Raw genomic sequence first — 23,636 nt, 5'->3', positions numbered from 1 at the left:
GTCTGCCATGCACCTTGCGGCACATCCGACTTGCATGTGTTAGGCACGCCGCCAGCGTTCATTCTGAGCCAGGATCAAACTCTCAAGTTTAATATTCCTGAACTCTTGCTCCTCGGGGTTCCCCCCTTGGACAAATGCTCTGGTCGTATTTCTCTGAATTCCACGAACCGTCCTAGAACGTCCCGCGGAACCCTCAAAGGCTTCCTATCTTCTATCCGGTTTTCAAAGACGCCCTCCGCGCTCTCGCACGGTCCGGAAGAACCTTCCAGCCCTTCCCGGCACCCCGCAGCCTCAACTGCGCAGGACGTTTAGATTACCAGGGGAGTGCTTCGACGCAAGCGGAAATTTTTCAGAAGGGGCGCGCCAATGTTGCGTCTCTGGGGAAAACGCCAGCTGGCGCCTAGGAAATCCCCAGTTTCAGAAGGGTGCGCCGCTTGCCTGATTCCACTGCGGGCTGATCGAAGGGGTCCACTTCGAGCGCCATGCCGCACAACCCGACCACCAGCTGCCAGGCCATGAGGAAGGCGCCCAGCGATGCTTCGTCAAGCGCCTCCAGGTGCCAATGGATGACCGGCACACCGGCGTCTTCGAGCGCCTCGCGGGTTCCCTCCGCCTGGGCGCGGACCACCTCCGCGCCACCCCGGCGACCCAGCCCCGGGAAGGGGCATTGGACCGGCGGATCAGAAGGCTCCACCCCTTCCCCGGAACCGACGGTGACCATCACCACGCCGACGTTGCGCGGGCCGTCGAGCCAACGCTGCAATTGGGCGTGCTGATCCTGCGGGCCCACGGCTCGGATGGGCGTGAATCCGCGCCGGCTGCCGTCCTTCGCCTGCTTGCCGAGGCTTTCCGCGATCAGCTGCACCCACCATCCGCCCACGGTCTCCAGGCGCGTGGCGTAGGGCATCATCACCCACTGATCCACGCCACTCAGATAGCCCTTGGTCAGCGTTCCGACCATGTCCCACACGCGCTCGCCCCAAAGGCCCCGCCCTTGCTCCGCCAGCGTCAGCGCCTCGCGGGCGCCAGCGAGGAAGCGGCCGGCATTCTGCCCGGCCCAGTGCAGCGGAAGCGTCCCGATGGGCGTGAACGCCGAGTAGCGCCCGCCCACGTCCACCGGGATCGGCAGCAGCGTCCACCCTTCGGCCCGGGCCAGCTGGGCGAGCGGATTCTGATCGTCCTGGGTGATGGCGATGGGCGCCCGATGCCAGCGGCCCCAGCCCTCCTGGGCGCGCAATCTCCCGATCCAGCTCCAGAGCTCCAGCGTGCGTCCGCTCTTGGAGGCGAACACCAGCTGATCCTCAGGCTCCAGGCGCAGGTCATTGGGCTCGGGCGAGGTCAGCGGGTGCCAGCGACGGCGGAACGGCGCCTCCGCCAGAGCCTGGATGAGCGCGTCCGCCGGCAGCACGGAGCCTCCGATCCCGCACCAGAGCAGGCGGCCTGACCCCAGGGACGCCGGCAGGGACGGGTCTCCCACCGACCGCCATCCCGACATGGGATGTCCAATCATCTGTCTCCACAACGCCTTCGCGTCCATCCCGGGTCCTCCCATCGCAGCCATCTTAGGCCATCATGATCCACGGAGCCCCTATGCGAACCCTCCGAAAAGCCGTTATTCCCGTGGCCGGCCTGGGCACGCGCTTCCTGCCCGCCACCAAGGCCCAGCCCAAGGAGATGCTGCCGCTGGTCGACACGCCCGTGATCCAGTACGTGGTGGAGGAGGCCATCCGCGCCGGGGTGGAGAGCATCGTGCTGGTGACCGGGCGCGGAAAGGGCGCCATCGAGAATCATTTCGACGTCGCCTACGAACTCGAGGACACCCTCCGCCGGCGCGGAAAGCATGACGACCTCGACCTCGTGCGGGACATCACCCACCTCGCGCAGTTCGCCTACGTGCGCCAGGGCGAGCCGCTGGGTCTGGGCCACGCGGTCCTCTGCGCCCGGCATGCCGTGGGAGATGAGCCCTTCGCGCTGCTCCTGGGCGACGATGTCTTCGACGAGCGCGATTCGGCCCTCGAGGCCCTCATCACCGCCTATCACGCCACCGGGAAGTCCGTGGTGGGCGTCCAGGAGGTTCCGGAGGATCACGTCTCGCGGTACGGCATCGTCAGCGCTCCCCGCGACCGCGAGTCCATCTGGGACGTGACAGCGATTGTCGAAAAGCCGAAGCCCGAGGACGCGCCCAGCCGGTGGGCCGTGGTGGGACGCTATGTGCTGGAGCCCCGCGTGTTCGACCATCTGGCCGCCCTCAAGCCAGGGGTCGGCGGCGAGTACCAGCTCACGGACGCCCTGGCTCTCCTCGCCAAGGAAGGCCGCCTGGTGGCCGCCCCCATCCCCGCGCAGCGCTTCGACACCGGGAACAAGCTCGACTACCTGAAGGCCAATGTGGAATTCGCCCTCAAGCGAGAGGATCTGCGTGACGATTTCGCCACCTACCTCAAGGAACTGGCGAAGCGCCTCTAGCGCGTCTGCCGCTTTATCGCCGCAGGCGCAGCGCGTTCAGGACCACGGTGAGGGAGCTGAGTCCCATGGCCAGCCCCGCCAGCATGGGCCCGCCGAACCGCTCCAACTGGCCAGAGGCTGCCAGGGGCACCAGCACCAGGTTGTAGCCGAAGGCCCAGCCGAGGTTCTGCCGGATGATGCGGTGGGTTCGCAGAGCGAGCCGCCGCGCGGCCAGGATGGGATCGAGCCCCGGCCGCAGCAGCACCAGGGGAGCTGCCGCCATGGCCGCGCCCGTGCCCTGCTCGCCCGCGCCCGAGCCCATGGCGATGCCGCAGTCCGCCTGGGCGAGGGCCGGCGCATCGTTCACGCCATCGCCCACGAAGCCGACCACGGCGCCCTGGACCTGGAGGCCCCGGATCTGCGTGAGCTTGTCCTCGGGTCGCAGGCCCGCGGAAACGGAGGAGATGCCGACGGCCTCCGCCATGCGGACGGCCGGCTCGGGGCGGTCTCCGGTGAACAGATGGAGGCGCAGACCCTGCTGTTTGAGCTGCCCGACCACCGCGGAGCTCTCGCTCCGGAGCCGGTCGCCCAGGATGAACACGCCCTTCAGGCCGGAGTCGTCCGCCAGGCCCACGGCGATTCCATCCTCATCCACGCTGGGGAAAGTCGCCCCGAGGAACGCGGCGCTGCCCAGGCGCCAGGCCGTCCCTTCGATCTCGCCGCTGACGCCCCCGCCAGGGTGGGCCCGGAAGGCGGACACCGCCTTCAAGCCGCCGCCATGGGCCCCATGGGCCACGACCAGGCCGCGGGCGATGGGGTGCTCGGAATCCCGCTCCAGGCTCGCCGCAAGCTGAAGCAGGTCCGCTTCGGCCATGGCCGAGGTCCCCACGATCCGGCGCAGCCGGGGACGCCCTTCCGTGATGGTCCCGGTCTTGTCGAAGGCCAGGTCCGTGGCCTGCCCCAGGGCCTCGAGGGCGGCGGCGTCCCGCACCAGCACGCCCTTCCGCGCCGCGGAGCCCAGGCCCACCATGACCGCCACCGGGGTGGCGAGGCCGAGGGCACAGGGGCAGGCGATCACCAGGAGGGTGACGGCCGGTCGCCAAGCCTCGGCCAAAGCCCCTGTGGCCATCCACCATCCCGCCAGGGTCAGCAGGGCAAGGACCAGGATGGCGGGCACGAACACGGCGCTGATGCGGTCCGCCAGATCCTGGGCCGGGGCCTTGGAGCCTTGCGCCTGCGCCACCAGCGCGGCCATGCGGGCGAGCTGGGTCTGAGCCCCCACGGCCTGGATCTCCATCTCGAGCATGGAACCGTGCACCACGGTCCCTGCCACCAGGCCTTCGCCAACTCCCTTGGGCACGGGAAGGGGCTCCCCGGTGAGCATGGATTCATCCACCTCTGCCTGGCCGGCGATCACGCGGCCATCGGCCGGCACCGCGTGACCCGGGAGCACCCGCACCCGGTCGCCGGGATGCAGGTCCCCCACCGGGACCTCCGCCACGGAGCCATCGGCACCGAGGCGCAGGGCCGTGGGCGGCGCGAGGGCCAGCAGCTCCTTCAGCGCGTCCGTGGCCTTGGCCTTGGCGCGGGCCTCCAGGTACTTGCCCGTCAGCAGGAAGGCCACCAGGGCGGCTGCCGTCTCGAAGCTGAGGTGGTGGACGCCATTCAGCCATTCCGCCACCGCGAACAGCCAGGCGACGCCCGAGCCCAGGGCGATGAGCGTGTCCATGGAGGCTTGGCCATGCCGCGCCTGACGTCCCGCCCGGACGAAGAAGCCCCAGCCCGCCCAGAAGACCACGGGCGCCGATAGGACCGCCTGGAGCCAGCCCGGCAGGTGGAGCCCCAGGCCGGGGACCATGGCGAGCAGGAGCGGAGCCGTGAGGATGAGGGCCACGAGCATCCGGTTCCGGGCGGGTGCCGGATCGTCGTCTGCCTGGGCGACGACCTGGTCGGCCCGGGGCCGGCCGAGGCCATAGCCCGCATCCTCGACCTGCGCCGCCAGGGTCTCGAAGCTGGCCTCGCCTTCCACCGTGGCGGTGGCGGTGGCCAGGTTGACGGAGACGGCCCGGACGCCGGGTGAGGTGGCCAGGGCCTTTTCCACATGCCGCACGCAGGACGCACAGGTCATGCCTGTGACGGTGTAGGTCTCGACACTCATATGCCGTCCGGACGGGGCCTAGGCCTGTTCCGACATCTGGTAGCCGGCCTCGGCCACCGCCGCGGCCAGGGCCTCGAAGGTTGCGGTTCCGCTCACGGTGGCGGAGCTATTGGAAAGGTCCACCGCCACGTCCGTGACGCCGGGCGTGGCGCGCAGCGCCTTGTCCACGTGACGGACACAGCCCCCGCAAGTCATGCCGGTCACACGATAGGTCTGGGTGTTCATGGGTTCTCCAGGGGGGTTCAGGCCCGCAGCTCCATCAGGGCTGGCAGGCGCTTGGCTTCAGCGAGCAGGGTTTCCATCAGGTTGCAGCCGAGGTCGCTGCTCTGTCCGTCGGGGGTGCCCAGGGTGACGCGGAGGATCTCGACCAGCAGCTGGATCTCGGCCAGCTTGCTTTCGAGGGCCCTGAGCTTGCCGCCGAGGGCATCGCGCACATGGGCGCAGGGGGCGCTGTCCTGCCGCAGGGCCCGGAGCAGTTCCTGCACCTCGTCGAGGGTGAACCCCGCCGCCTGGGAGGCCTTCAGGATCCGCACCCACTGGATGGCCTGGGGGGGGAACAGGCGGTAGCCCTTCGGGGACCGCGGCAGCTCGCCGAAGACCCCGGCGTCGGCATAGAAGCGCAGGTTCCTGGCCGTCAGGCCTGAACGGGCGGCGAGCTGGCCAATCTTCAGCATGCGTGGCGCAGCAGAAGCCGGAGCAGGGGCCGGAGCAGGTGCGGGGTGGAGGTCAATGACGGTCGACATGGGACCCTCCCGAAGACGAACACCCCCAGTCTAAGATTCCAGTTACATGGAAGATCAAGGATAAAATCACAAAAAACTATATGCGCGAGGAACGATGAATATGCAGGTGCAGCAGGGTCACGGCGGCCGGGGTGATGCCGGGGATCCGGCTGGCCTGGCCCAGGGTTTCAGGCCGGTGCAAGGTGAGCTTTTCCAGGACTTCCTTTGACAGGCCGTGAAGGTGCTCGATGCGGAAGTCCGCGGGGATCCTCACGTGGTCCCAGGCCCGGTGGCCCTCGAGGAGGCGGGCCTCCCGCTCGCGGTAGGGGGCGTAGCGCAGTTCGAAGAGCAGCAGGTCCCGCTCCCGGTCCGGGTCCCATCCGGGCCCAGGGGCGGCCCACCCGTCCAGCAGGGCCAGGCAGGCTCCAGCCTGCTCAGGTCCCATCTGCTGCCGGCGGAGCAGGTCCGACAGAGACAGCCCGGCCTCCAATCGCAGCCCGGCGGACGTGGCCACGGGCCCGAAGGGGCTGGTCTGGGTCACCCAGGCGGCCTCGCACTGGGCCCGCAACCGTTCCCGCCGCGCCACCTTGGCCTCCACCAGGGCCAGTTCCCCGGGCTGGAGGGCCCCCAGGTCCCGGGCGACGGCAAGAAGGCGGGCGTCCGCCAAGTCGCAGGCCAGGCCCAGGCGGTGCTCGGCCCGGGCCGTGAGCATGCGGTAGGGTTCGTCCGTGCCCTTGGTGACGAGGTCATCGATCATCACGCCCAGGTAGGCCTGGTCCCGGCCGAGCACCACCGGTTCCCTGTCTTCCAGCCAGCGCGCGGCGTTGATGCCCGCCAGCAGGCCCTGGCCGGCGGCCTCCTCGTAGCCCGTGGTGCCGTTGATCTGGCCCGCGAACCAGACGCCTTCCAGGCCCGTCACGGAGAGATCCCGTCGAAGCTGCAGGGGATCAAAGCTGTCGTACTCGATGGCGTAGCCGGGGCGCAGGATCTCGGCGGCTTCGAAGCCCGGGAGGCTCCGCACCATGCGGAGCTGCACGTCCGGCGGCATGGAGGTGGAGAGGCCCGCCAGATAGATCTCCTCGGTCTCCAGGCTCTCGGGCTCCACGAAGATCTGGTGCCGTCCCTTATCCGGGAACTTCACGAACTTATCCTCGATGGAGGGACAGTACCGGGGCCCGACGCCTTCGATGTGCCCGCCGTAGAGGCTCGACTTCGGCAGGTTCTCCCGCACGATGGCCTCTGTCTCCGCCGTGGTGTGCACGATGTGGCAGGGCACCTGGGGCTGGGGGATGCCCGGGCTGAAGAAGCTGAAGGGGCGGGGCGGATCGTCGCCGGGCTGGACCTCCAGGCGCGCGAAGTCGATGCTGGCCTTCCCCAGGCGCGGGCTGGTGCCGGTCTTCAGGCGCCGGTGGCGCAGCCCCAGGCTTCGCAGCTGCTCCGCCAGATGTGTGCTGGCGGGCTCCCCGGCCCGGCCCGCCTCGATGCGGCGCTCGCCGATGAGGATGCGCCCGTGGAGGAAGGTTCCGCTGGTGACGACCACGGCGTTGCAGGGCAGCACGGAACCGTCCAGCAGCTCTACCCCGCGGAGGCCCCGGGTGCCCTCGGACCAGAGGAGGGCCGCCGCGATGCCCTGACGGAGGCGCAGGTTCGGCGTGTGCTCCAGCAGGGCACGGGCGGCGATGCGGTACTTCACCTTGTCCGCCTGGGCCCGGGGGCCGCGCACGGCCACGCCCCGGCTCTCGTTGAGGATGCGGAAGTGGATGCCCGTGGCGTCGATGAGGCGCCCCATGGCGCCACCCAGGGCATCCAGCTCGCGCACCATGTGGCCCTTGCCCACCCCGCCGATGCTGGGGTTGCAGCTCATCTGGCCAATCTGGTCCAGGTTCATGGTGAGGAGGGTCGTGGCCACCCCCAACCGGGCGGCGATGTGCGCAGCTTCTATGCCCGCATGTCCTCCGCCAATCACCACCACCTGCTTCACCCGGGCCTCCGAAGGGTGACAGGATACCCGCCCCGATCTCCGGCCACGGGACTCTGCGGGATGTGAGAAAATGGCTCCATGCGACCCCGTTTGAGCCCAGAGGAACGCCGCGACCGCCGGAAGCGCGCCATGCGTCGGTCCATGTTCGTGCTGCCCTCCAGCATCACCATGGCCTCCATCTTCTGCGGCTTCTCCAGCGTGGTCATGTCCATCAACGCCGCCGGCGCCACCCCCGAGCGCTATTTCCTCTGGGCCGCGGGCCTGCTGGTGCTGGCAGGGGTTTTCGACGGCCTGGACGGCCGGGTGGCCCGGGCCACCAACACGGCCACGGAATTCGGCGTGCAGCTGGACAGCCTGGCGGACGTGGTCAGTTTCGGCATGGCCCCGGCCATCCTCGCCTACCGGTACGGATTCTTCCACCTGGGCATCCAGGATTCCCACCTGCGGGCCGTGGGCTGGGCAGCCTGCTTCGTCTTCACGGCCTGCGGCGCGCTGCGCCTGGCGCGCTTCAACGTGCAAGTGGGCGCCGTGGATCCCCGCTACTTCGTGGGCCTTCCCATCCCGGCCGGAGCGGCCTGCGTGGCCTCCGTGATCATCTGGAGGCCCACGCCCCCGGCAATGGCCCTTCATGCCTACGCGTTCGCCGCGGAGCTGTTCCTGGTCGGCCTCCTGATGGTCTCCACGATCCGATTCCCAAGCTTCAAGAAGCGCGCTGGCAGCCCCCGCGCCGCCATGCTGACCAGCTTCACCATCGTGTTGATCTTCGCGTTGATGATCGTTCTGCAGCAGCGGTTTTTCGTGGGCTTCTTCGCCGCCTACATCACCCTGGGCCTTCTGCTGAACCTGGCCTGGAAGGCCGGCTGGCGCGGGGTCGAGCCACCGAGGGATGGAGCCGAAGACCTGGCGCATGTCCACTGATCCGGATCGACGAAAAGGGGCTGCCAGGCAGCCCCTTTTCGTCGGTACTCAGCCAGGACGTCAGAAGGTGGTCGCGCCCGGGGGCACCGACACGCCCACCACGTTCGCGACCTTGACGTTGGCCAGAAGCCGGCCCCCGGTCCCCGGTCCGATGGCCAGGACGGCCCCCTGCTTCACGGCCGCCTCGGTGGTGGCCACGGTGGGGATCTTCTGGATCGCCATGCGCTGGATGATGAAGCTGGCCACGGAGGTGCCGTCCCCGGCCACATGATCGCCTGCCAGGAGCACGACCGCGTCCGGCTTCCTGCCCGACAGGGCGGCGACCGCCCGGCCCACGTCCTGGGGCCCCTTGACGTCCACGACCAGGACTTTGAAGCCGTCCCCGGCCGCGGTCAGGGCCGCGACGGCCTTCTTGCTGCCTGCCGCGTCGCAGACCACCGCGAGGGTCTTCACCTGGGGCCAGGCCTTCCCCATGGTCCCGACGAGAGCGTCATAGTCTCCAGCCGCGAGCGGCAGAGAAACGAGGGCGCACGAGCACACCAGGGTCCTGAAACGGGCCATCCAAACCACCTCCAGCCCTTCCACTCTATCCCTGGATAACAGTTGTTGGAATATCGATTTTTTCGTATTGTTTTTTTCTAGGTCAAGATCCCCGCGATGCAGGCGCTCAGGAAGTTGGCCAGGGTGCCAGCCAGCATGGCCCGCAGGCCCAGGCGGGCCAGGTCGCCCCGGCGCTCGGGCACCAGGGCCCCGATGCCCCCCACCTGGATGGCGATGCTGCTGAAGTTCGCGAAGCCGCACAGGGCGAAGGTCGAAATCAGCCGGGCCTTGGCGGAGAGGTTGGTCATGGCTCCCAGGTCCAGGAAGGCCACGAACTCGTTCACCACCATGCGCTTGCCCAGGAGGGACCCTACCTGGCCGGCCTCGATCCAGGGCACGCCCATGAGGTAGGCGAAGGGCTTGAACACCGTGCCCAGCACCACCTCCAGGCTGAAGCCCGGATGGATGGCCTTCATCAGTCCGTTGATCAGGTAGATCAGGGCGATGAAGGCGATGAGCATGACCGCCACATTGAAGGCCAGCTGGCCACCCTCGAAGGCGCCGCGGGCGGCCGCGTCCAGCACGTTGGCGTCATGGGTGGGGATGTCGACCTTCACCTCGCCGGCGGTCTCGGGGGCCTCGGTCTCGGGCTCCAGGAGCTTGGCCATCATCACCGCGCCGGGGGCCGTCATGATCACGGCCGTGAGCAGGTGGACGATGTCCACGTGGGCCACCTGCACGTAAGCCACCATGATGCTGCCGGACACGTGGGCCATGCCCGCCGTCATGATCACCATGAGCTCGCTGCGGGTCATGCGCGCCAGGAAGGGTCGGATGGTGAGGGGTGCCTCGGTCTGTCCCATGAGGATGCTGGCGGCCACGCTCACGCTCTCGGCCCCCGAAACCTTGAGGAAGCGCCCCATGGCCCGGGCCGCCGCGCCCACCACCCACTGCATGACGCCCATGTAGTAGAGCACCGCGAAGATGGAGGCCACGAAGATGATGGTGGGCAGCACGGCGAAGGCGAACACCATGCCCACCTTGCCGCCTGGCCCGTCGGAGAGCGAGCCGAAGACGAAGCTGGCGCCCTCGTGGGCGTAGGCCATGAGGTGCTCGACCACCACGCGCATCTTGTCGAAGGTGGAGCCCACCAGGTTTCCCCGGAGCAGGCCCAGGACGATGACGCCGAAGAGGCCCCAGTTGAGGGGCCTGTTCTCGTAGGACGCGAACCTCCGGAGCAGCATGGGCGTGAACATCAGCAGCAGCACCACCCACCCGGCCCCTTTCGGGAAGGGCAGGAAGGACAGCAGCCCCGCGATGGCCGAACCCTTGAGGACGATCAGGGCGAAGACCCACTGGAGGGCGAGCCCCCAGGCGATGGTCCGCCAGTGGATGGCGCTGCGCTTGTGCGACAGCGCGTACGCAATGGCCATGAAGGCCACGATTCCGGCCAGACCCATGAGGCGTTCCATCGGGGCTCCCTACAGTTCGGCGTTCAGGGCCTCGACGGCCTTCTCCATGTAGAAGCGGGCCCGGCCAAGCAGGCCGTCCCGCTGCATCACCAGCACCAGCGTGCACTGCTCCTTGGCGCCCATCATGAGGATCCAGTGCTGCTCCGTGGCGAAGGCCACCTGCTTGACCTCGCCGCGGTCGAACTCCTCCACCGCCTGCTGGAGGTGCCGCTTCACCACATGCTGGTAGGCCCCGAGAAGCTGCAGCCCCTCGTTGGAGACCTGGATGGTGCGGGAGCAGATGGGATCCCCGTCGCGATCGTTGAAGGTCGCGGCCAAGGCCTCGGGCACCTGTTCGATGAGCCGATCCAGGAGTTTCTGGAACATGATGGGACTCCGGCAATGCGTGCTGACAGCATGACCGCACTGGCGGGCCATGGCAAAACCCGGGCCTCTAGATCCCCCGGGCCGCCTGGAGCGCCCAGATCCCGGCCAGCAGGAGCCAGGCCCCGACCCGGAGGCCCCGGGAATCCGGAAGCGGCGGGTAGGGATCGCCCCGCCAGGCCCGGCGGAGGTCCCAGAGGATCGCGACGGGCGCCGCGGCGGCGAGTATCGCCAGGGCCGGGTACCAATGAAGGGCCGCTCCCCACTGGCCCTGACCCAGGGCCAGGGTGCCGCGTGTCAGCCCGCAGGTGGCGCAGGCGACCCCCGTGACGCGCTTGAAGGCGCAGCCGGGAAGCAGACCGGCCCAGGGGGCCAGGAAGCCCGCCAGCCGGACGGTCAGCCCCAGGGCCAGGGCCACCAGCGCGATCCAGGGCACCCGCCTCACGGGCCCACCCGCAGCATCGCCAGCAGGACCACCGCCAAGCCGAGCCCACAGGTTCCCAGCAGGGCGGCATGGACCACGGTGGCGGCCATTCCCCGCCAGACGCCACAGCCGTGCCTGGCCCCCAGGGCGAAGCCGCGGAAGAGCCACAGGTAGCCATCCAGGGCCAGCAGCGGGAGGAACAGCAGTGGGCCGAAGACGGGCAGGAAGCCCAGCAGGCCGATCAGCGTGCCCAGGGCCGTGATGCGCAGGGCCTCGGCCTCGGCCACCAGGGTGGCCCGGAAACCGCGCTTCGCCTTCAGTCCCCCCACCAGCCACAGCCCGGCGTGGTCCCAGACGGCGTCATGGATCCAGGTCCCCAGCACGCCCAGGGGCACGACCAGCAGCAGCCAGGGCCAGACGTGGCCGAATGCCGGTGAGGGCGGGAGGGACCGGAGCAGTTCCCGCAGCACGTCCGGATCGGCGCCCAGGGCCTGCTCCAGCCAGGTTGGCGGGGCGCTGCGCCGAAGCTGATCGTAGGACTCGAGCGCTCGCCAGACCGTCAGGCCGGTGTTGGCCAGGGACAGCGGCACCCACACCGCCAGCATCCGGGCCAGGGCCCGGCCAAGGGTGGGCGGCGGATCGGTGAACGCCTCGGAGGGTCGGACCAAAGCCCGGAAGAGAGTCCGAAAAGGACCCCCGATCGCCTCCGTGAAGGGAACCCCCATCACTTCCTCAGGAACAGGGTCTCGAACTCGCGGAGGGCGATGGCATCGCCGTCCCGCTTGAGGGGGCCGTGGAAGTCCTGGGGGCTCAGGTCGGCGAACTCGCCGAAGGTGGCGACGTTCCCGTTGATGTAGGCGATGAACTCATCCTGCCGGTGCTTGATGTAGCCCCTGAAGGGTCGGGCGATGGCCCCCAGCAGGGCGGAGTCCAAAGCCGTCCAGGTCTGGAGGTGGGTCTCGAAGCCGTTCTTCCCCTCCCAGTAGCGGTACGAGGTGAGCATCTTCGCCTTCACGGCGAAGGGAGTCTTCAGGCGGCCTTTCTCGGCCACGCCCTCCACCAGGTAGACCCGATGCCCAGGTCGCCGGTACACCAGGCGGAGCGTGCCCTTCAGCCCATGCGCGTCATCGATGCTCCAGGACCCGTCTGGATGGATGAAGGCGTAGAAGCCGGGCACGAACTGGCAGTGCCGCCACATGGCCGAGGCCAGCCGGGGGTGGTCGAAGAGCTTCTCCATGCTCGCCAGCCGCACCTGCTTGGGTTGGGTCTGGGTCTCGAAGATGAAATCGGCCCGATCGATGATGTCCACGGCCTCGGCCTGGGCCGCCGGGGGGAGCTGGGCCAGGAAGGCCGGCGGCTGGGCCTGGAGGCAGACGGCCAGGAGGGCGAAGATCGCGGCACGCATACCCAAGACGCTAGCACCTCCCCGGGGCCGCCGGGGCTCCAACGGCGCCACCGGTTGGCCCCGGACCGGATCCCGGGTCGCGGCTATGCTTTTCCTCTGTCCCGAGGCTTCCATGCTGCCCGTCCCCTCCAGGTCCCGCGTCTGGTCCCGCGTCCCGGTCGCCCTGCTCTGTGCCCTCCTGGTCCTGGTCCAGGTGGCCGGGCGAGCCCAGGGAGCCGACTTGGCCGAACGCCTGTACCAGAGCGGCGAACGCGCCTACGCGGCCAAGGCCTACCAGGAGGCCGCGGACACCTGGGGCCAGCTGCTCCAGTCCGCCCCTGGAAGCGTGTTCGCCCCGCGAGCCCTCCTGGGGCTGGCCCGGCTCCAGGTGGAGGTGAACCACAAGCCCGAGGCCGCCATGCCCTTCCTGGACCGGCTCAAGGCCGACCACATCCGGACCCCCGAAGCCGCGGAAGGCCTGCTGCTGAGGGGGACCCTGCTCGCCCGGCAGGCCCGGCGCCCGGCGGAGCTGAAGGACGCCATGGCCGAGTTCAACCGCGTCATCGACCTCTTCCCGGAGTCCTCGGCCGTGCCCGAGGCCCGGTTCCGGCTGGGCCGCGCTTGGCGGGACCAGGGGCAGTGGGGCCGGGCCCTCCAATGCTTCGTGGAGGCCTTCCGCCTTCATCCGGACGCCGCCGTGGCCCCCCGGGCCATGCTGGAGGCCGCGGAGACCATGGACCTCCTGGACGATCTGCCGGGCTGCCTCCGGATGCTCCAGCGGCTGCGAACCCTGGCCCCCCACGCGCCCGAAGCGGAGGAAGCCGCCTGGCGCACGACCGCGAGGGTGAGGCACCGGCTCCAGAAGCCGCCCCTGACCAACGAAGGCTCCTGGCCCGCGGGGCGGGTGAAGTGGCTGCGGACGCCGATCCTCCTGGCCACGGCGCCGGACGGGGACCTCCTGATCTACCAGAACGACCTGGACCATGCCTTCCGGCTCCACGGGGGTGAGTTGGCCCCCACCGGTCCTGCCGCAGCCGGAGCCAAGGCCATGGTCGTCTCGCCCTCCGGCGAGGTCTGGCTTCTTTCCAAGGGCAGCCTCGCGCGGGAGCAGGCGGCCCCCATGCCGCTGAACAACCTCGGCGCTCCCAGCGGGGCCGCCCTGGACCGCTGGGGGTCGCTCTGGGTGGCGGATGCGAAAACCCCGGCCCTGACCGTCTTCAACCTGGATGGCACCTCCCGCACCGTGGCCTCCCCCACCGCCAACGCCCTGACCACCTTGCCCACAGGCGGCATGGCCATCGCCTCGGACGCGGATCGCAAGCTGCTCTTCCTGGATGCCGATGGCCAGCCGCGCCTGGTGGTCCCCTACGGCAAGGATCTCCCGGCCCCCTTCCGGAACGTGATCGCGCTGGCCTCGGATGGGGCAGGGCAGGTGGCGGTCTTGGTGGATGGCGGCGACTTCGGGGAGGGTGTCCTGGTCCTCGATCCCCATGGCGCGGTGCTTCGCCAGGCCACCTTCAAGAGCCTGGGCATCAGCGGCCGCATCACGTCGCTCGCCCTGGACCGCTCCGGCGGCCTCATCCTCTGCGACCGCCGCAACGACCTCCTGTACCGGTTGAACTGACATGCGCCTGCGCCGACTCCTCCCCTTCGTCTTCCTGCTGAACCTGGGCCTCGGCGCCCAGGATGCGGCCCTCAAGGACACCTTCCTCCAGGCCAAGGCCCTCTGGGCCACCCAGGGAGATCGCGAGGGCGCCACGACCCGCTTCGAGCAGGTGGTCGCATCCCTGTCGCCCAAGGCCGCCGCCCTTGATCCCACCTGGGCCCAGGTGCTCTGCGAAACCTACAACTGGCTGGCGGTGCTGGATGACCGCAGCCCCCAGACCAAGCCCCGGGCCCAGGCGCGCCTCCAGGCGCTCATCGACCTGAACCCGGACTTCGAGGTGGATCGGACCCTCACTTCCCAGCGCCTGATGGCCCTCTTCGACCGTCTGAGGGCGGAGAACTACGCCCCCGTGCGGCTCAGCTACGCACCCGAAGGGGGGACTTTGACCGTGGATGGCCGTCCGGGGTCTCCCCAGGCCCGTCGCTTCCTCCCCTTCGGCTCGCACAAGCTGACCTACAGTCGCCCGGGCTACGCGCCTGTCGACCTGATCCTCGACCTCGTCTCCGGGGACGCCAAGTCCGCGGACTTCAAGCTCACGCGCATCTCCTCCACTGTGGCCCTGTACGTGCGGCCAAGCGGTGCGGAGGTGCTTCTGGACGGCCGCAGCCTGGGCCATGCCAAAGGCCAGGCGGGCCCGGATGCCGCCCCCCTGGTGGCGCCCCTGGGCCTGCGCCCGGAGGAGGTCTCCGAGCCCTTCATCATCGGTGAGCTGACCCCGGGCAAGCACCAACTGGAGCTTCGCGCCCCCTGCCACCGGACCAAGGTGCTCGAGATGCAGGCGGATCTGGCCACCCCCTTCGCGGACCACATCCTGGAGCCCATCCGCCTGGACCCTTCCAAAGGCATCCTATCCGTCCAATCCGCCTGGCCCGGCGGCGAGCTCTTCCTCTCCGGCCAGAGCCAGGGCCCTCTGCCCGTGGCGAACCTGCCGGTCTGTTCGGGTCCGTATGATCTGCTCGTCCGCTTCCCGGCCGGTGGCTTCTCCCGGCGCATCACCGTGGAGGAGGGCAAGGCCCTCGCGGTGGAGGCCCGGCCGAAGCCGCGCCTCGCCTTCCTGGGCCTGGAGGGGGACCTGGAATTCACCGGCCGGGCCCGGCTCTTGTCGCAGCTGGAGGGCCTTGGCGACCGCCTTCAGCAGGTGGCCTACCTGCCCGCCCATCCTGGCGAGACACCCCAGGAGGCCCTGGCGCGGGTGAGGGCCTCGCGGGAGGCCGAACTCATCCTCTCCGCCATTCCGATGCCGGGGAAGGTGGTGCACCAGGTGGAGCTTCGGATCTCGACCCTCGAGGGCGAGGAGGAGCGGCTGCTCGTGAAGCCCCTGGAGGAGGATCCCCTGGGGCCCCTGGTGGCCCGTCTCAACGCCATGCCCCCGCTTCATGAGCCCGGGCTGGGCCTGTCCCTCCTCGATCTCCCCGGAGAGCCGGGCCCCTGGGTCCTGTCCGCCTCCGAGGCCGATCAGAAAGCGGGCATCCAGGTCGGCCGGGCCCTCACCCTGGCCAACGGCAAACCCGTGGCATCGGTCCAGGCCCTGCGCCAGGTGCTGGCTTCCGCGAAGGGGCCCGTGACCCTCAGCCAGGGGGGTTCCCCCGTGAGCCTTCCGATCCAGGACGAGGCCCTGGAGCTTCCCCTGGGCTCCCCGGCCCTCTGCTACCCGGCCGTCCTGGCCCGCCTCCGGCTGGACTACGAGGGGGCGAAAGCGGGGGACGAGGCGAACCTCATCCGGATGAACCTCGGCCTGGGCCTCATGCACTTCCGGCGGTATGACAAGGCCATCGAGCTCCTGCGGGACGCCCGGCTCGGCACCACGAGCGGCGTGAGCCAGGGCACCCTCGACTACCACACAGGCCGGTGCTTCCTCCGCCTGGGCAGCGCCTACCAGGCCGAAGCAACGCAGGCATTCCGGCAGGCACTGAAGTATCCTCAGGCAACCCTGCTCGGCCCCGATGGCCCCCTGGTCGCCCCCCTGGCCCGGCAGGCCCTTGAAGACCTGAAGTAGTTTGGAGGAACCCATGAAGCGTCAGCGCGGCGAAGGCAAGATCGGCTGCATCGTCTCCCTGCTCGTGTTCGGCACCCTGGCCGCCGCCGGCTATAAGGCCTTTCCCGTCTACTACAGCGACAGCGAGTTGGTGGACGCGTGCGGATTCATCGCCAGCAGTTCCGCCAGAAAGCCCGTCGAGACCGTCGAACGCGAGGTAAGAGACAAGGCTCGGGAATTGGCCATTCCGGAAGTGTTGGCGGACAGGAGCACCGTCCGAGTCGTCAAGAGCGGCAGCGGCGAGGCCGGCACCTGCACCATCACCCTCCGCTACAAGCGCACCATCGACTTCTACGGCGCCTACCAGTGGACCAAAGAGACTGACAAGCGCATCTCCAAGCCGATCTTCGAGAACATCGGCTAACAGCTTGCGGCGGGGGGCCGGGCGCGGCACCCTGCCATATGCTCCTGTCACTTCCTGAAGACACCTCCCTGCCCCGGGGAGCGGCGCTGCATCCGGTCCGGGTGCCCGGATCGAAGTCCGTCACCAACCGGGCCCTCCTGCTCGCGGCGCTGGCGCCGGGCACCAGCCGGTTCCGCGGGGGATTGGAGGCCGAGGACACCCGCTGGATGCGGCGGGCCCTGGCGGGACTCGGGCTGGAGATCCAGGAGGACGGCGACCTTTGGCGCGTCGAGGGCGGCCGTCGCCCCCACGCCGACGCGCCCCTCTGGCTCGGCGCCTCCGGCACCACCCTGCGCTTCCTCCTGCCCTGGCTGGCCTTGAAGGCCGAAGGCCCCGTGCGGCTCGAGGGAGATCCCCGCCTCTTCGAGCGCCCTCTGGGGCCCCTGCTGGCCCCCCTGGAAGCCCTGGGCGCCGCCTGGGAACCCGATGCGGAGGGCGCCTGGCTGCGCCCCGTGGCGAGCGCCCCGGATCGCCTGGACCTGGAGGTGGATGCCCGCCTCAGCAGCCAGTTCCTCACGGGGCTGGCCCTGGCCTCGGCGTCCCTGCCCGGCGGCGGGATCCTGCGCTGGATGGAGGTGGCCAGCCCCAGCTACCTGGCCCTCACCACCCAGTGGCTCCACCGCTTCGGCTGCGAGGCGCGGCTGGAACCGGGGCAGTGGCTCATCCCCGGCGGCGCCCTGGTCCCGCAGGACCTCGATCTGCCCGGCGACTGGAGCGGCGCTGCCGCCTTCCTGGCCGCCGCCGCCGCCACGGGCCGGACCCTGCGCCTGGCGCCCCTGGACCCCGACGACGCCCAGGGCGACCGCGCCATGGTGGCCATCCTCCAGGCCGCGGGATGCCGCGCCCGCTGGACCGGGCCCCAGGATCTGGAACTGGAAGGGCCGCTCCAGCGCGGGTTGGATGCGGATCTCAGGGACTGCCCGGACCTGGGCCCCGTGCTGGCGGCCCTGGCGGCCCTGGCACCGGGCCCCTCGGAGCTGCGCGGACTGCACACGCTGCCCCTCAAGGAGTGCGACCGCCTGGACGCCTCGGCGGAGCTGGTGCGCTGGCTGGGGGGCCGCGTCCAGGTGCTTGGCGATCACACCCTGCGCGTCCAGCCTGGGCCCCGGCCCGGTCCCCGACCTGGAGCCCGGCCGCCCTTCGATCCCCGGAACGACCACCGCATGGCCTTCGCCGCCGCCGTGGGCGGCCTGCACTGCGGCGGCGAGGTCCGGGATCCCCACTGTGTGGCGAAGACCTTCCCGGACTTCTGGGAGGTCTGGCGCGGGATGCTGGGGTGCTGAAGGCCTCCTGGCTGGGCCACTGGAAGGCCCCCTGGGGCCTGGACCGCGGACGGCGCTGGGGAGACCCGGCCTGGGCCCTGGCCGCCATCGCCCAGGCCTGGATGCTGGGGGGACGCGAGGGCCGCTGGCCCCAGCTCGCCCAGGAGGCCCGGCGCCCCTTCGGTCCCCAGGTGACGACGCCGCCCACGGCCTTTGGCCCCCGCCCCGACCCTGCCTGGGTGGCCCTCCTGCGCCACGGCAGCCCCGCCGTGCCGGCGGACCGGCGGGGCGCCCGGGAGAGCGAACTCTCCGCCTGGGCCTGGGAAGCCCTGCTGGAGGGGGATGGCGGCCCGTGGATGGCGGCGGGATCCGTCCTCCTCGACCGGTCCCAGCGCCTGCGCTGGATCGCGGTCCTGGGGGCCGTGGAGGAGGGCGGCCGCCTGGTGCTCCCGCCCTTCCTGGAGATCCTGGTGCCGCCCGACCTGCACCCCCTGCCGCCGGAGTGGTGGGCCTTCCTGCTCCGGAGCCAGGACGCCGAGGGACGCCTGCTGCCCGAAGGCGCCCTGGATCCGGCGCTGCCCTGGCCGCTCCTGCAGGCCCTGGCCACTCCCCTGGCCCTCGAGGGGTCCTGCGAAGAACTGGGCCCGCATCGTGGCGCGCCCTGGCTGGCGGAGCTCGCCTCGGGACGGCTTGTGGTGGATCCCCGCCTGCGGGCCTGGGCCCGGGGCGCGGGCGCCTCCCCGTCGGGTCTCGCCCCCTTGGCTTCCGGCGGCCTCGCGGAGGGCGGGCTTCCGGACGCGTCCCTGGCGGCCTTCCTGCGCCTGGAGCTGACCGAGGATCAGCCGAAGGGCTGGCGCAGCGCCCTGGAGGCTGACATCCAGGAAGCCCTCCACCGGCCCGCGCCGCCCGCGCCCTCAGGCGACCCGGCCTGGGACCGGATCCGCATGCGCTGGGGCGGCGGTGCGGCCCCGCCGGCACCGGGCTACCCGGACTGGGGCACCTCGGCCCATCCCTGCGCCGACCCCTTCCACTGGATGGCCGAGGGCCTGCGGGCGGACTCGGCCTGCGATCCGGAGGGCTCCCTGCGGGCCTTCACCCTGGCCCACGCCCACTTCCTGCGGCTGGGGGCGCCAGACTGGGCGGAGCGGGCCGCCTCCAACGCCGCGCACCTGGCCCTCAAGTGGGCGGACCTCCCGGCCCACGCTCGCTGGGCCGCCCTGCGCGGCCCGCTCCCCCAGCCCTGGCAGGACCTGGAGGAGGCCCAGCTCGCGGACGTGAACCTCGACCCGGACGCGGCCCTGGCGAGGATCCGCCGCCTGGTGGCGGCGCATCCGGAGGTTCCCGCGGCCTGGGGCCTCCTGGCCCTGCACGGAGCCGATCGGGAGCGCTGGGATCTGGTCCGGGAGGCCCTGCCCCAGGTCCGGACCCACCCCTACGCCCGATTCCTGGAAGCCGCCCTGGGTCCGCTGACGGATCCGCCCCCGGCGGACGCGGATCCCGAGACGCGTCTTAGCTGGGAGGCCCATCGGCTCTTTCGGGGTGCCGGTGATCCTCCCGCCTTCTGGGCGGCATGGCGAGGCTGCCCCACCCAGATCATGCGCCTGGAGCTGGGCCTGCAGGTGCTGGAGCGGCGGCCGGACCTCCGCCGGGCCGAGCATCTGCTGGCCCTCCAGGCCATCGCGGATCGCGCCCATGCGCCCCGCCACCAGGAGCGCCTGGCGGTCCTCTGGCCCCCAGTGGAGGCCGTTCCGGCCCAGGACGCCGCAGCTGTGCTGGATCGATGGCTGGCGCAGCGATCCACCCCCACCTGGCTGATCTGGGGAGCCGGGGCCGAGGTCCGTACGCTGGGCGCCGGCGACTCGCCTCCCGAAGGGGCCCTGGGCCGGCTGGCTCGGGAGGGCGGCCTTGCCCCCTTCCGGCAGGACGGCTGGGTCTGGCGAGGCCACGCCTTGCTGTGGGACGGCTGTCCCGTGGGCGGCATCCTGCTCGCCCAGGCGCCGGAAACCGCCCCCGCGGCCCCGGTGGAGCCCCTGCTCCTGGCCCCTTGGCTGGCCCGACTTCAGGAGATCCGGCCCCCGGAATCTCTGGAGGATGGCGGCCTGCTGCTCACGGATGGCAGCGAACCCATGGCTTCGGTGCTGCGGGAGCTGGACCGCGTGGCCGCCTCGGACCTGCCGGTGCTGATCCTCGGGGCCACGGGCACGGGCAAGGAGCTGGCGGCCCGCGAGCTGCACCGGCGCTCGGGCCGCTCGGGCCCCCTGGTGGCGGTGAACTGCTCCGCCTTCGCCGAGGGCCTGCTGGAATCCGAGCTCTTCGGCCACGTGAAGGGCGCCTTCACCGGGGCCGATCGCGACCGGCGCGGCGCCATCGAGGCCGCCCGGGGCGGGACCCTGTTCCTGGACGAGGTGGCGGACCTCTCCCCGCGCCTCCAGTCCCTGCTGCTGCGGGTGCTCCAGGAACGAGAGATCCGGCGGGTGGGCTCGGACCAGGTCATCCGCGTGGACGTGCGCTTCGTCGCCGCCACCCATCGGGACATCGAGGCCCTGGCCACGGCGGAGTCCTTCCGGCGTGACCTGCTCTATCGCCTCCAGGGCGCGACCTTGCGTCTGCCGTCCCTCTCAGCCCGCCGCCACGAGTTCCCGTTCCTGCTGCCCCGCCTGGTGGTGAAGGCGGCGGCCTCGGCCCGGCTGCCGGTGCCCGCCCTGGCGCCCGGCTTGTCCCAAGCCCTGGCCCGCCTGCCCTGGGCGGGGAACGTGCGGGAGCTGCTGCACGCCCTGGAGCGCGGCCTCCTCCGCTGCGAGGGCGGCACACTGCGACCGGCGCACCTGCCAGAGTTGAGCGCACCGGCCGTCCAGGCGCGAAGCTGGGAGGAGGCCACCCAGGCCTTCCAGCGGCGACTCCTGCTGGACACCCTCCAGGCCTGCGGGTTCCGGGTGGCCGAAGCCGCCGAGACCCTGGGTCTGGCCCGTCCGGCCCTCTACGCCACCGCGAAGCGCCTCGGCGTGGACCTGGTGGCCGAGCGGAGCCGCGCCGCCACTCCCGGCCCTGGCCCAGGGACCGGACCGGCTAGAGCCGCCGCCCGAAGCTCCGCTCCAGATCCTCGAGGGTGAGCTTCTTGAGGATGGGCCTTCCGTGGGGACACGTGTTGGGCACCTCGCAGGCCAGCAGGTCCCGGATGAGGCCCAGGGCCACCTCCGGGGGCAGGGCGTGGTGCTTCTTGATGGCCGCGCGGCAGGCCAGCTCAGCGTTGAGGTCCCGACGGAACACGTCCAGATCCACGCGGCCCTCGCGCTCGAGCCGGGCCAGCAAGTCCTCCAGCAGGGCCTGGGGATCGCGGTCCGCCAGGAAGTCCGGCAGGCCGCGCACCACCAAGGCGCCATCTCCGAAGGGCTCCGCCTCCACGCCCGCCGCCGCCAGCTCCGCGAGGAAGGGTACGAGCCGCGCCAGGGCCTCCGGCCCGATCTGCACCACCTGGGGCGGCATCAGGGCCTGGATGGCGGGGGCGTGTCGGCGCAGGAAGAGCCGCTCGAAGAGCACCCGCTCGTGGGCCACGTGCTGGTCCACGATCCACAGCTCGGGCCCCCGGTCCCCTTCGATTTCCGCCAGAAGATACGTCTGCTGGAACGAACCCAGGTAGCGGATGGCACCGCTGGGATCCAGGTTCTCGGCAACTCCTGGAGACATCGGCTCGTAGGCGTAGATCGTCTCCAGGGGCCGTGTGCTGAACGCGGCATCGAGGGCCTGGTAGCCCCCCGGGGCCCCCGCGGAATGATCGGACCAGAGGCGGGGATGCTGGGCTGCGGCCCGGCGCGAAGGATCCAGCTCGAACTCAGCCTCGAGCGGTTTCGGCGGGAGCTCCAGCACGGAAGCCAGGCCGCCCCGGAGCTGCGCCCAGGCCTCCTCGGCTCCGCCCCGCACCCAGCCGAAGATGCGCTGGGGCTCGCGGAAGCGGACCTCGGCCTTGGTCGGATGCACATTCACATCCACCGCCTCCGGAGGCAGTTCCAGGAAGAGCACGGCCGCCGGGTACGAGCCCTTGGCGAAGGTGCCGGACCAGGCCTCGCTGAGGGCCGCCAGCAGCAGGCGGTCCCGAACCGCACGACCGTTCACGAAGAGGTAGAGGTGGTTGCGATCGCGGAAGCTGAGGTCCGGCGGCGAGACGAAGCCCCGGAGGCGCCAGGGGGGCTCGCCGTTCACGAAGGGCACCAGGCGGCCCAGCTTCTCGCCCAGCAGGGGCGCCAGGCGCTGGCCCGCGTCCTCCACGGGCGGCAGCACCAGGGGCGCGCCGCGGTCCGGGCGCACGGTCCAGTGGACGCCGGGGGAACTCAGCGCCAGGCGCGCCACGGCCCCCCAGAGCTGGGCGTGCTCCGTGTCCGTGGACTTCAGGAAGCGCCGCCGCGCCGGCAGCTGGGCGAAGAGGTCGCGCACGGTGACCGTCGTGCCCCGGCTGCGGGAGACGGGCGAGACCTCCTTGATGACGCCGAACTCGCAGCGCAGGCGGTGGCCCACGCCGTCCGATTCCGCGCTGGCGAGGTCGAAGCGGCTCACGCTGGCGATGCTGGGAAGGGCCTCGCCCCGGAAGCCGAAGGTGCCCAGGTGCCCCAGATCCTCGGCCGTGCGCACCTTGCTGGTGGCATGGCGCTCCAGAGCCAGGTACAGATCGTCCCGGGCCATGCCCGAGCCGTCGTCGGCCACTTCCAGCAGGCGCTTGCCGCCCTCCTCCCAGGCGATCTCGAGGCGCCGGGCCCCGGCGTCCAGGGCGTTCTCCACCAGCTCCTTCAGCACCGAGCTCGGCCGCTCGACCACTTCCCCCGCCGCGATCTGGTTCGCGACCTGGTCGGGGAGCACGCGGATTTTGGCCATGGCCTAGACGCTAGCACCTCCCCTGTCAGGTCAGGGCGACGACCCGAGCTGGCGACGCCTCGGGCGCCCGCTTCGTCCGGAGGAGGAGGTGGCCCAGGTAGGCCAGCAGGAAGAGGCCGGCGCTGATCCCGTGGACCCAGGCCAGGGCCGTGCGCCAGGCAGGATCGGTCACCACCTGGATGCCGTAGCCGGACAACACCATGGGCGCGATGAGGAAGGCCGAGCCCAGCCCCGTCCGGCGGCCCTCGGGCCCCTTCTTCAGCCGGGCCTGGAGGTGGCCGCGCACGGTCATGCCCAGGGCGAAGAGGAGGAAGGGCGCCGTGACCACATGCAGGTGCTGCGCCAGGGGCAGCCAGGGGTGGGGCTCAGGGCCGAACTCCCCGACCCGCTGCCCGAACCAGCGCAGCAGGCCGTCCATGAGACCCGTGCCTGCCGTGGCCAGGGCGGCCAGATGCAGGCTCCAGCGCTCCCAGGCGCTCATTTCGCCTCCTTGTAGAGCACCTGGTGCAGGGCCAGGCAGCGGCGGGCCGCGTCCGTCATGGCGTTCGCGGTGAGCGTGGCGCCCGACAGCGGGTGGATGGCGCCCTTGAGGGTGAGCTGCGGGTCGAGGCCCTTCCCCTCGAACTGCTTCGCCCAGGCCTCCTTGGCCATGTATTCGGCGGGCTCGTGGAAGGCCACGGCCTCCACGCGGAGGATGCGGCCTTCGGGGGAGATCGCCACCAGCAGCGTCTCGTTCAGGGTGCGGACCCGGTGGGTGTCGAAGAAGCCGACACCCACCAGGGTTCCGTTCCGCCGCGCCTCGTAGGCCACGAGCCAGCGCCCCGGCACCTCGACCTTCGCCAGTGCCTTCGCGCGGCCCGCCTGGGTTTCGCTCAGCGCGAACTCCTTCCGGGCGAACTGGGCGCCTGGGAAGGCCAGGGCCAGGGCTTCCTGCGTGGTGGGCAGGGCGGCGAAGAGCGGCAGGGAGAAGGCGAGGGGGGCCAGGACGCGGATCATGGGTGAC

The 23,636-nt window shown here is 70.8% G+C and carries 21 protein-coding genes and 1 rRNA gene; 7 read left to right on the top strand and 15 right to left on the bottom strand.

Translation table 11 applies throughout. The features are described 5' to 3' along the window. A 16S ribosomal RNA gene (locus tag MLJ35_RS15145) occupies positions 1-90 on the bottom strand; the annotation flags it as partial. A gap of 310 nt (positions 91-400) precedes the next feature. Then, positions 401-1,495, bottom strand: a complete 1,095-nt coding sequence (locus MLJ35_RS15140) for a hypothetical protein (RefSeq protein WP_243385020.1) — start codon at positions 1,493-1,495, stop codon at positions 401-403. 95 nt (positions 1,496-1,590) lie between these two features. Here MLJ35_RS15140 and galU point away from each other — a divergent pair, with 95 nt between their 5' ends. Continuing rightward, a complete protein-coding gene (gene galU, locus MLJ35_RS15135) occupies positions 1,591-2,463 on the top strand; it encodes a UTP--glucose-1-phosphate uridylyltransferase GalU (protein WP_243385019.1) in 873 nt (290 codons plus the stop codon). A 13-nt stretch (positions 2,464-2,476) separates the two neighbouring features. Here galU and MLJ35_RS15130 read toward each other — a convergent pair whose 3' ends face one another. The 4 genes from MLJ35_RS15130 to mnmG form a co-directional block, all read right to left on the bottom strand. Next, positions 2,477-4,600 (bottom strand): heavy metal translocating P-type ATPase, encoded by a 2,124-nt coding sequence (locus tag MLJ35_RS15130; RefSeq protein ID WP_243385018.1) that lies wholly within the window; start codon positions 4,598-4,600, stop codon positions 2,477-2,479. An 18-nt stretch (positions 4,601-4,618) separates the two neighbouring features. Next, a complete protein-coding gene (locus MLJ35_RS15125; protein WP_243385017.1) occupies positions 4,619-4,825 on the bottom strand; it encodes a heavy-metal-associated domain-containing protein in 207 nt (68 codons plus the stop codon). A 17-nt stretch (positions 4,826-4,842) separates the two neighbouring features. Beyond that, positions 4,843-5,343, bottom strand: a complete 501-nt coding sequence (locus MLJ35_RS15120; RefSeq protein ID WP_243385016.1) for a MerR family transcriptional regulator — start codon at positions 5,341-5,343, stop codon at positions 4,843-4,845. A gap of 76 nt (positions 5,344-5,419) precedes the next feature. Further along, a complete protein-coding gene (gene mnmG, locus MLJ35_RS15115) occupies positions 5,420-7,288 on the bottom strand; it encodes a tRNA uridine-5-carboxymethylaminomethyl(34) synthesis enzyme MnmG (RefSeq protein WP_243385024.1) in 1,869 nt (622 codons plus the stop codon). Positions 7,289-7,432: 144 nt separating this feature from the next. Between mnmG and pssA the strand changes: the two genes are divergently transcribed. Beyond that, positions 7,433-8,221, top strand: coding sequence for a CDP-diacylglycerol--serine O-phosphatidyltransferase (pssA, locus tag MLJ35_RS15110; RefSeq protein WP_243385015.1), 789 nt, complete (start codon positions 7,433-7,435; stop codon positions 8,219-8,221). 60 nt (positions 8,222-8,281) lie between these two features. Here the strand turns inward: pssA and MLJ35_RS15105 are convergent, their stop codons facing one another. From MLJ35_RS15105 to MLJ35_RS15080, 6 genes are all read right to left on the bottom strand, one after another. Beyond that, positions 8,282-8,782, bottom strand: a complete 501-nt coding sequence (locus MLJ35_RS15105; protein WP_243385014.1) for a type 1 periplasmic-binding domain-containing protein — start codon at positions 8,780-8,782, stop codon at positions 8,282-8,284. A 77-nt stretch (positions 8,783-8,859) separates the two neighbouring features. After that, complete coding sequence (locus MLJ35_RS15100) at positions 8,860-10,233, bottom strand: NupC/NupG family nucleoside CNT transporter (RefSeq protein ID WP_243385013.1); 1,374 nt, start codon at positions 10,231-10,233, stop codon at positions 8,860-8,862. A 9-nt stretch (positions 10,234-10,242) separates the two neighbouring features. Continuing rightward, a complete protein-coding gene (locus tag MLJ35_RS15095) occupies positions 10,243-10,599 on the bottom strand; it encodes a roadblock/LC7 domain-containing protein (protein ID WP_243295441.1) in 357 nt (118 codons plus the stop codon). Positions 10,600-10,666: 67 nt separating this feature from the next. Beyond that, positions 10,667-11,032 (bottom strand): DUF2752 domain-containing protein, encoded by a 366-nt coding sequence (locus MLJ35_RS15090; RefSeq protein WP_243385012.1) that lies wholly within the window; start codon positions 11,030-11,032, stop codon positions 10,667-10,669. Between the two features lie 5 nt (positions 11,033-11,037). Next, positions 11,038-11,688 carry a hypothetical protein gene (locus tag MLJ35_RS15085; protein WP_243385011.1) on the bottom strand — a complete coding sequence of 217 codons (651 nt, stop codon included), beginning with the start codon at positions 11,686-11,688 and terminating at the stop codon, positions 11,038-11,040. 56 nt (positions 11,689-11,744) lie between these two features. Continuing rightward, entirely contained in the window at positions 11,745-12,425 is a 681-nt protein-coding gene (locus MLJ35_RS15080; RefSeq protein ID WP_243385010.1) for a hypothetical protein, read from the bottom strand. 112 nt (positions 12,426-12,537) lie between these two features. Between MLJ35_RS15080 and MLJ35_RS15075 the strand changes: the two genes are divergently transcribed. From MLJ35_RS15075 to MLJ35_RS16055, 5 genes are read left to right on the top strand one after another with little or no spacing between them, the layout of a single operon-like run. Continuing rightward, positions 12,538-14,028 carry a tetratricopeptide repeat protein gene (locus MLJ35_RS15075; RefSeq protein WP_243385009.1) on the top strand — a complete coding sequence of 497 codons (1,491 nt, stop codon included), beginning with the start codon at positions 12,538-12,540 and terminating at the stop codon, positions 14,026-14,028. A 1-nt stretch (position 14,029) separates the two neighbouring features. Beyond that, on the top strand, positions 14,030-16,066 hold the full coding sequence (locus MLJ35_RS15070) for a hypothetical protein (protein WP_243385008.1): 2,037 nt from the start codon (positions 14,030-14,032) through the stop codon (positions 16,064-16,066). Between the two features lie 13 nt (positions 16,067-16,079). After that, positions 16,080-16,469, top strand: coding sequence for a hypothetical protein (locus MLJ35_RS15065; RefSeq protein WP_243288622.1), 390 nt, complete (start codon positions 16,080-16,082; stop codon positions 16,467-16,469). A 38-nt stretch (positions 16,470-16,507) separates the two neighbouring features. Beyond that, positions 16,508-17,791 (top strand): 3-phosphoshikimate 1-carboxyvinyltransferase, encoded by a 1,284-nt coding sequence (gene aroA, locus MLJ35_RS15060; protein ID WP_243385007.1) that lies wholly within the window; start codon positions 16,508-16,510, stop codon positions 17,789-17,791. Next, complete coding sequence (locus tag MLJ35_RS16055; RefSeq protein WP_338028464.1) at positions 17,785-20,880, top strand: sigma 54-interacting transcriptional regulator; 3,096 nt, start codon at positions 17,785-17,787, stop codon at positions 20,878-20,880. The genes aroA and MLJ35_RS16055 overlap by 7 nt, the downstream gene beginning before the upstream one ends. Here the strand turns inward: MLJ35_RS16055 and mutL are convergent. The 3 genes from mutL to MLJ35_RS15040 are packed head-to-tail and all read right to left on the bottom strand — an operon-like array spanning position 20,837 to position 23,629. Further along, on the bottom strand, positions 20,837-22,633 hold the full coding sequence (mutL, locus tag MLJ35_RS15050) for a DNA mismatch repair endonuclease MutL (protein ID WP_243385006.1): 1,797 nt from the start codon (positions 22,631-22,633) through the stop codon (positions 20,837-20,839). The two genes, MLJ35_RS16055 and mutL, sit on opposite strands and share 44 nt — an antisense overlap. Positions 22,634-22,658: 25 nt before the next feature. Further along, positions 22,659-23,114 carry a hypothetical protein gene (locus MLJ35_RS15045; RefSeq protein ID WP_243385005.1) on the bottom strand — a complete coding sequence of 152 codons (456 nt, stop codon included), beginning with the start codon at positions 23,112-23,114 and terminating at the stop codon, positions 22,659-22,661. After that, complete coding sequence (locus MLJ35_RS15040; RefSeq protein ID WP_243385004.1) at positions 23,111-23,629, bottom strand: FMN-binding protein; 519 nt, start codon at positions 23,627-23,629, stop codon at positions 23,111-23,113. Before MLJ35_RS15040 ends, MLJ35_RS15045 begins: the two co-directional genes overlap by 4 nt. Positions 23,630-23,636: the final 7 nt, after the last annotated feature.

The organism is Geothrix alkalitolerans, from assembly GCF_022808885.1.
In the GTDB taxonomy this organism is placed as follows: Bacteria; Acidobacteriota; Holophagae; order Holophagales; family Holophagaceae; genus Geothrix; species Geothrix alkalitolerans.
The sequence above is the reverse complement of the archived record's forward strand: the minus strand, read 5'-3'. Positions and strand labels throughout refer to the sequence as shown.

Coding starts and splice junctions, on each gene's coding strand:
- MLJ35_RS15140 (WP_243385020.1), bottom strand. CDS start 1,495: ATGTCGGGATGGCGGTCGGTGGGAGACCCGTCCCTGCCGGCGTCCCTG.
- MLJ35_RS15100 (WP_243385013.1), bottom strand. CDS start 10,233: ATGGAACGCCTCATGGGTCTGGCCGGAATCGTGGCCTTCATGGCCATT.
- MLJ35_RS15130 (WP_243385018.1), bottom strand. CDS start 4,600: ATGAGTGTCGAGACCTACACCGTCACAGGCATGACCTGTGCGTCCTGC.
- mutL (WP_243385006.1), bottom strand. CDS start 22,633: ATGGCCAAAATCCGCGTGCTCCCCGACCAGGTCGCGAACCAGATCGCG.
- MLJ35_RS15070 (WP_243385008.1), top strand. CDS start 14,030: ATGCGCCTGCGCCGACTCCTCCCCTTCGTCTTCCTGCTGAACCTGGGC.
- galU (WP_243385019.1), top strand. CDS start 1,591: ATGCGAACCCTCCGAAAAGCCGTTATTCCCGTGGCCGGCCTGGGCACG.
- pssA (WP_243385015.1), top strand. CDS start 7,433: ATGCGTCGGTCCATGTTCGTGCTGCCCTCCAGCATCACCATGGCCTCC.
- MLJ35_RS15040 (WP_243385004.1), bottom strand. CDS start 23,629: ATGATCCGCGTCCTGGCCCCCCTCGCCTTCTCCCTGCCGCTCTTCGCC.
- MLJ35_RS15075 (WP_243385009.1), top strand. CDS start 12,538: ATGCTGCCCGTCCCCTCCAGGTCCCGCGTCTGGTCCCGCGTCCCGGTC.
- MLJ35_RS15045 (WP_243385005.1), bottom strand. CDS start 23,114: ATGAGCGCCTGGGAGCGCTGGAGCCTGCATCTGGCCGCCCTGGCCACG.
- MLJ35_RS15095 (WP_243295441.1), bottom strand. CDS start 10,599: ATGTTCCAGAAACTCCTGGATCGGCTCATCGAACAGGTGCCCGAGGCC.
- aroA (WP_243385007.1), top strand. CDS start 16,508: ATGCTCCTGTCACTTCCTGAAGACACCTCCCTGCCCCGGGGAGCGGCG.
- MLJ35_RS15080 (WP_243385010.1), bottom strand. CDS start 12,425: ATGCGTGCCGCGATCTTCGCCCTCCTGGCCGTCTGCCTCCAGGCCCAG.
- MLJ35_RS15105 (WP_243385014.1), bottom strand. CDS start 8,782: ATGGCCCGTTTCAGGACCCTGGTGTGCTCGTGCGCCCTCGTTTCTCTG.
- MLJ35_RS15125 (WP_243385017.1), bottom strand. CDS start 4,825: ATGAACACCCAGACCTATCGTGTGACCGGCATGACTTGCGGGGGCTGT.
- MLJ35_RS15065 (WP_243288622.1), top strand. CDS start 16,080: ATGAAGCGTCAGCGCGGCGAAGGCAAGATCGGCTGCATCGTCTCCCTG.
- MLJ35_RS15120 (WP_243385016.1), bottom strand. CDS start 5,343: ATGTCGACCGTCATTGACCTCCACCCCGCACCTGCTCCGGCCCCTGCT.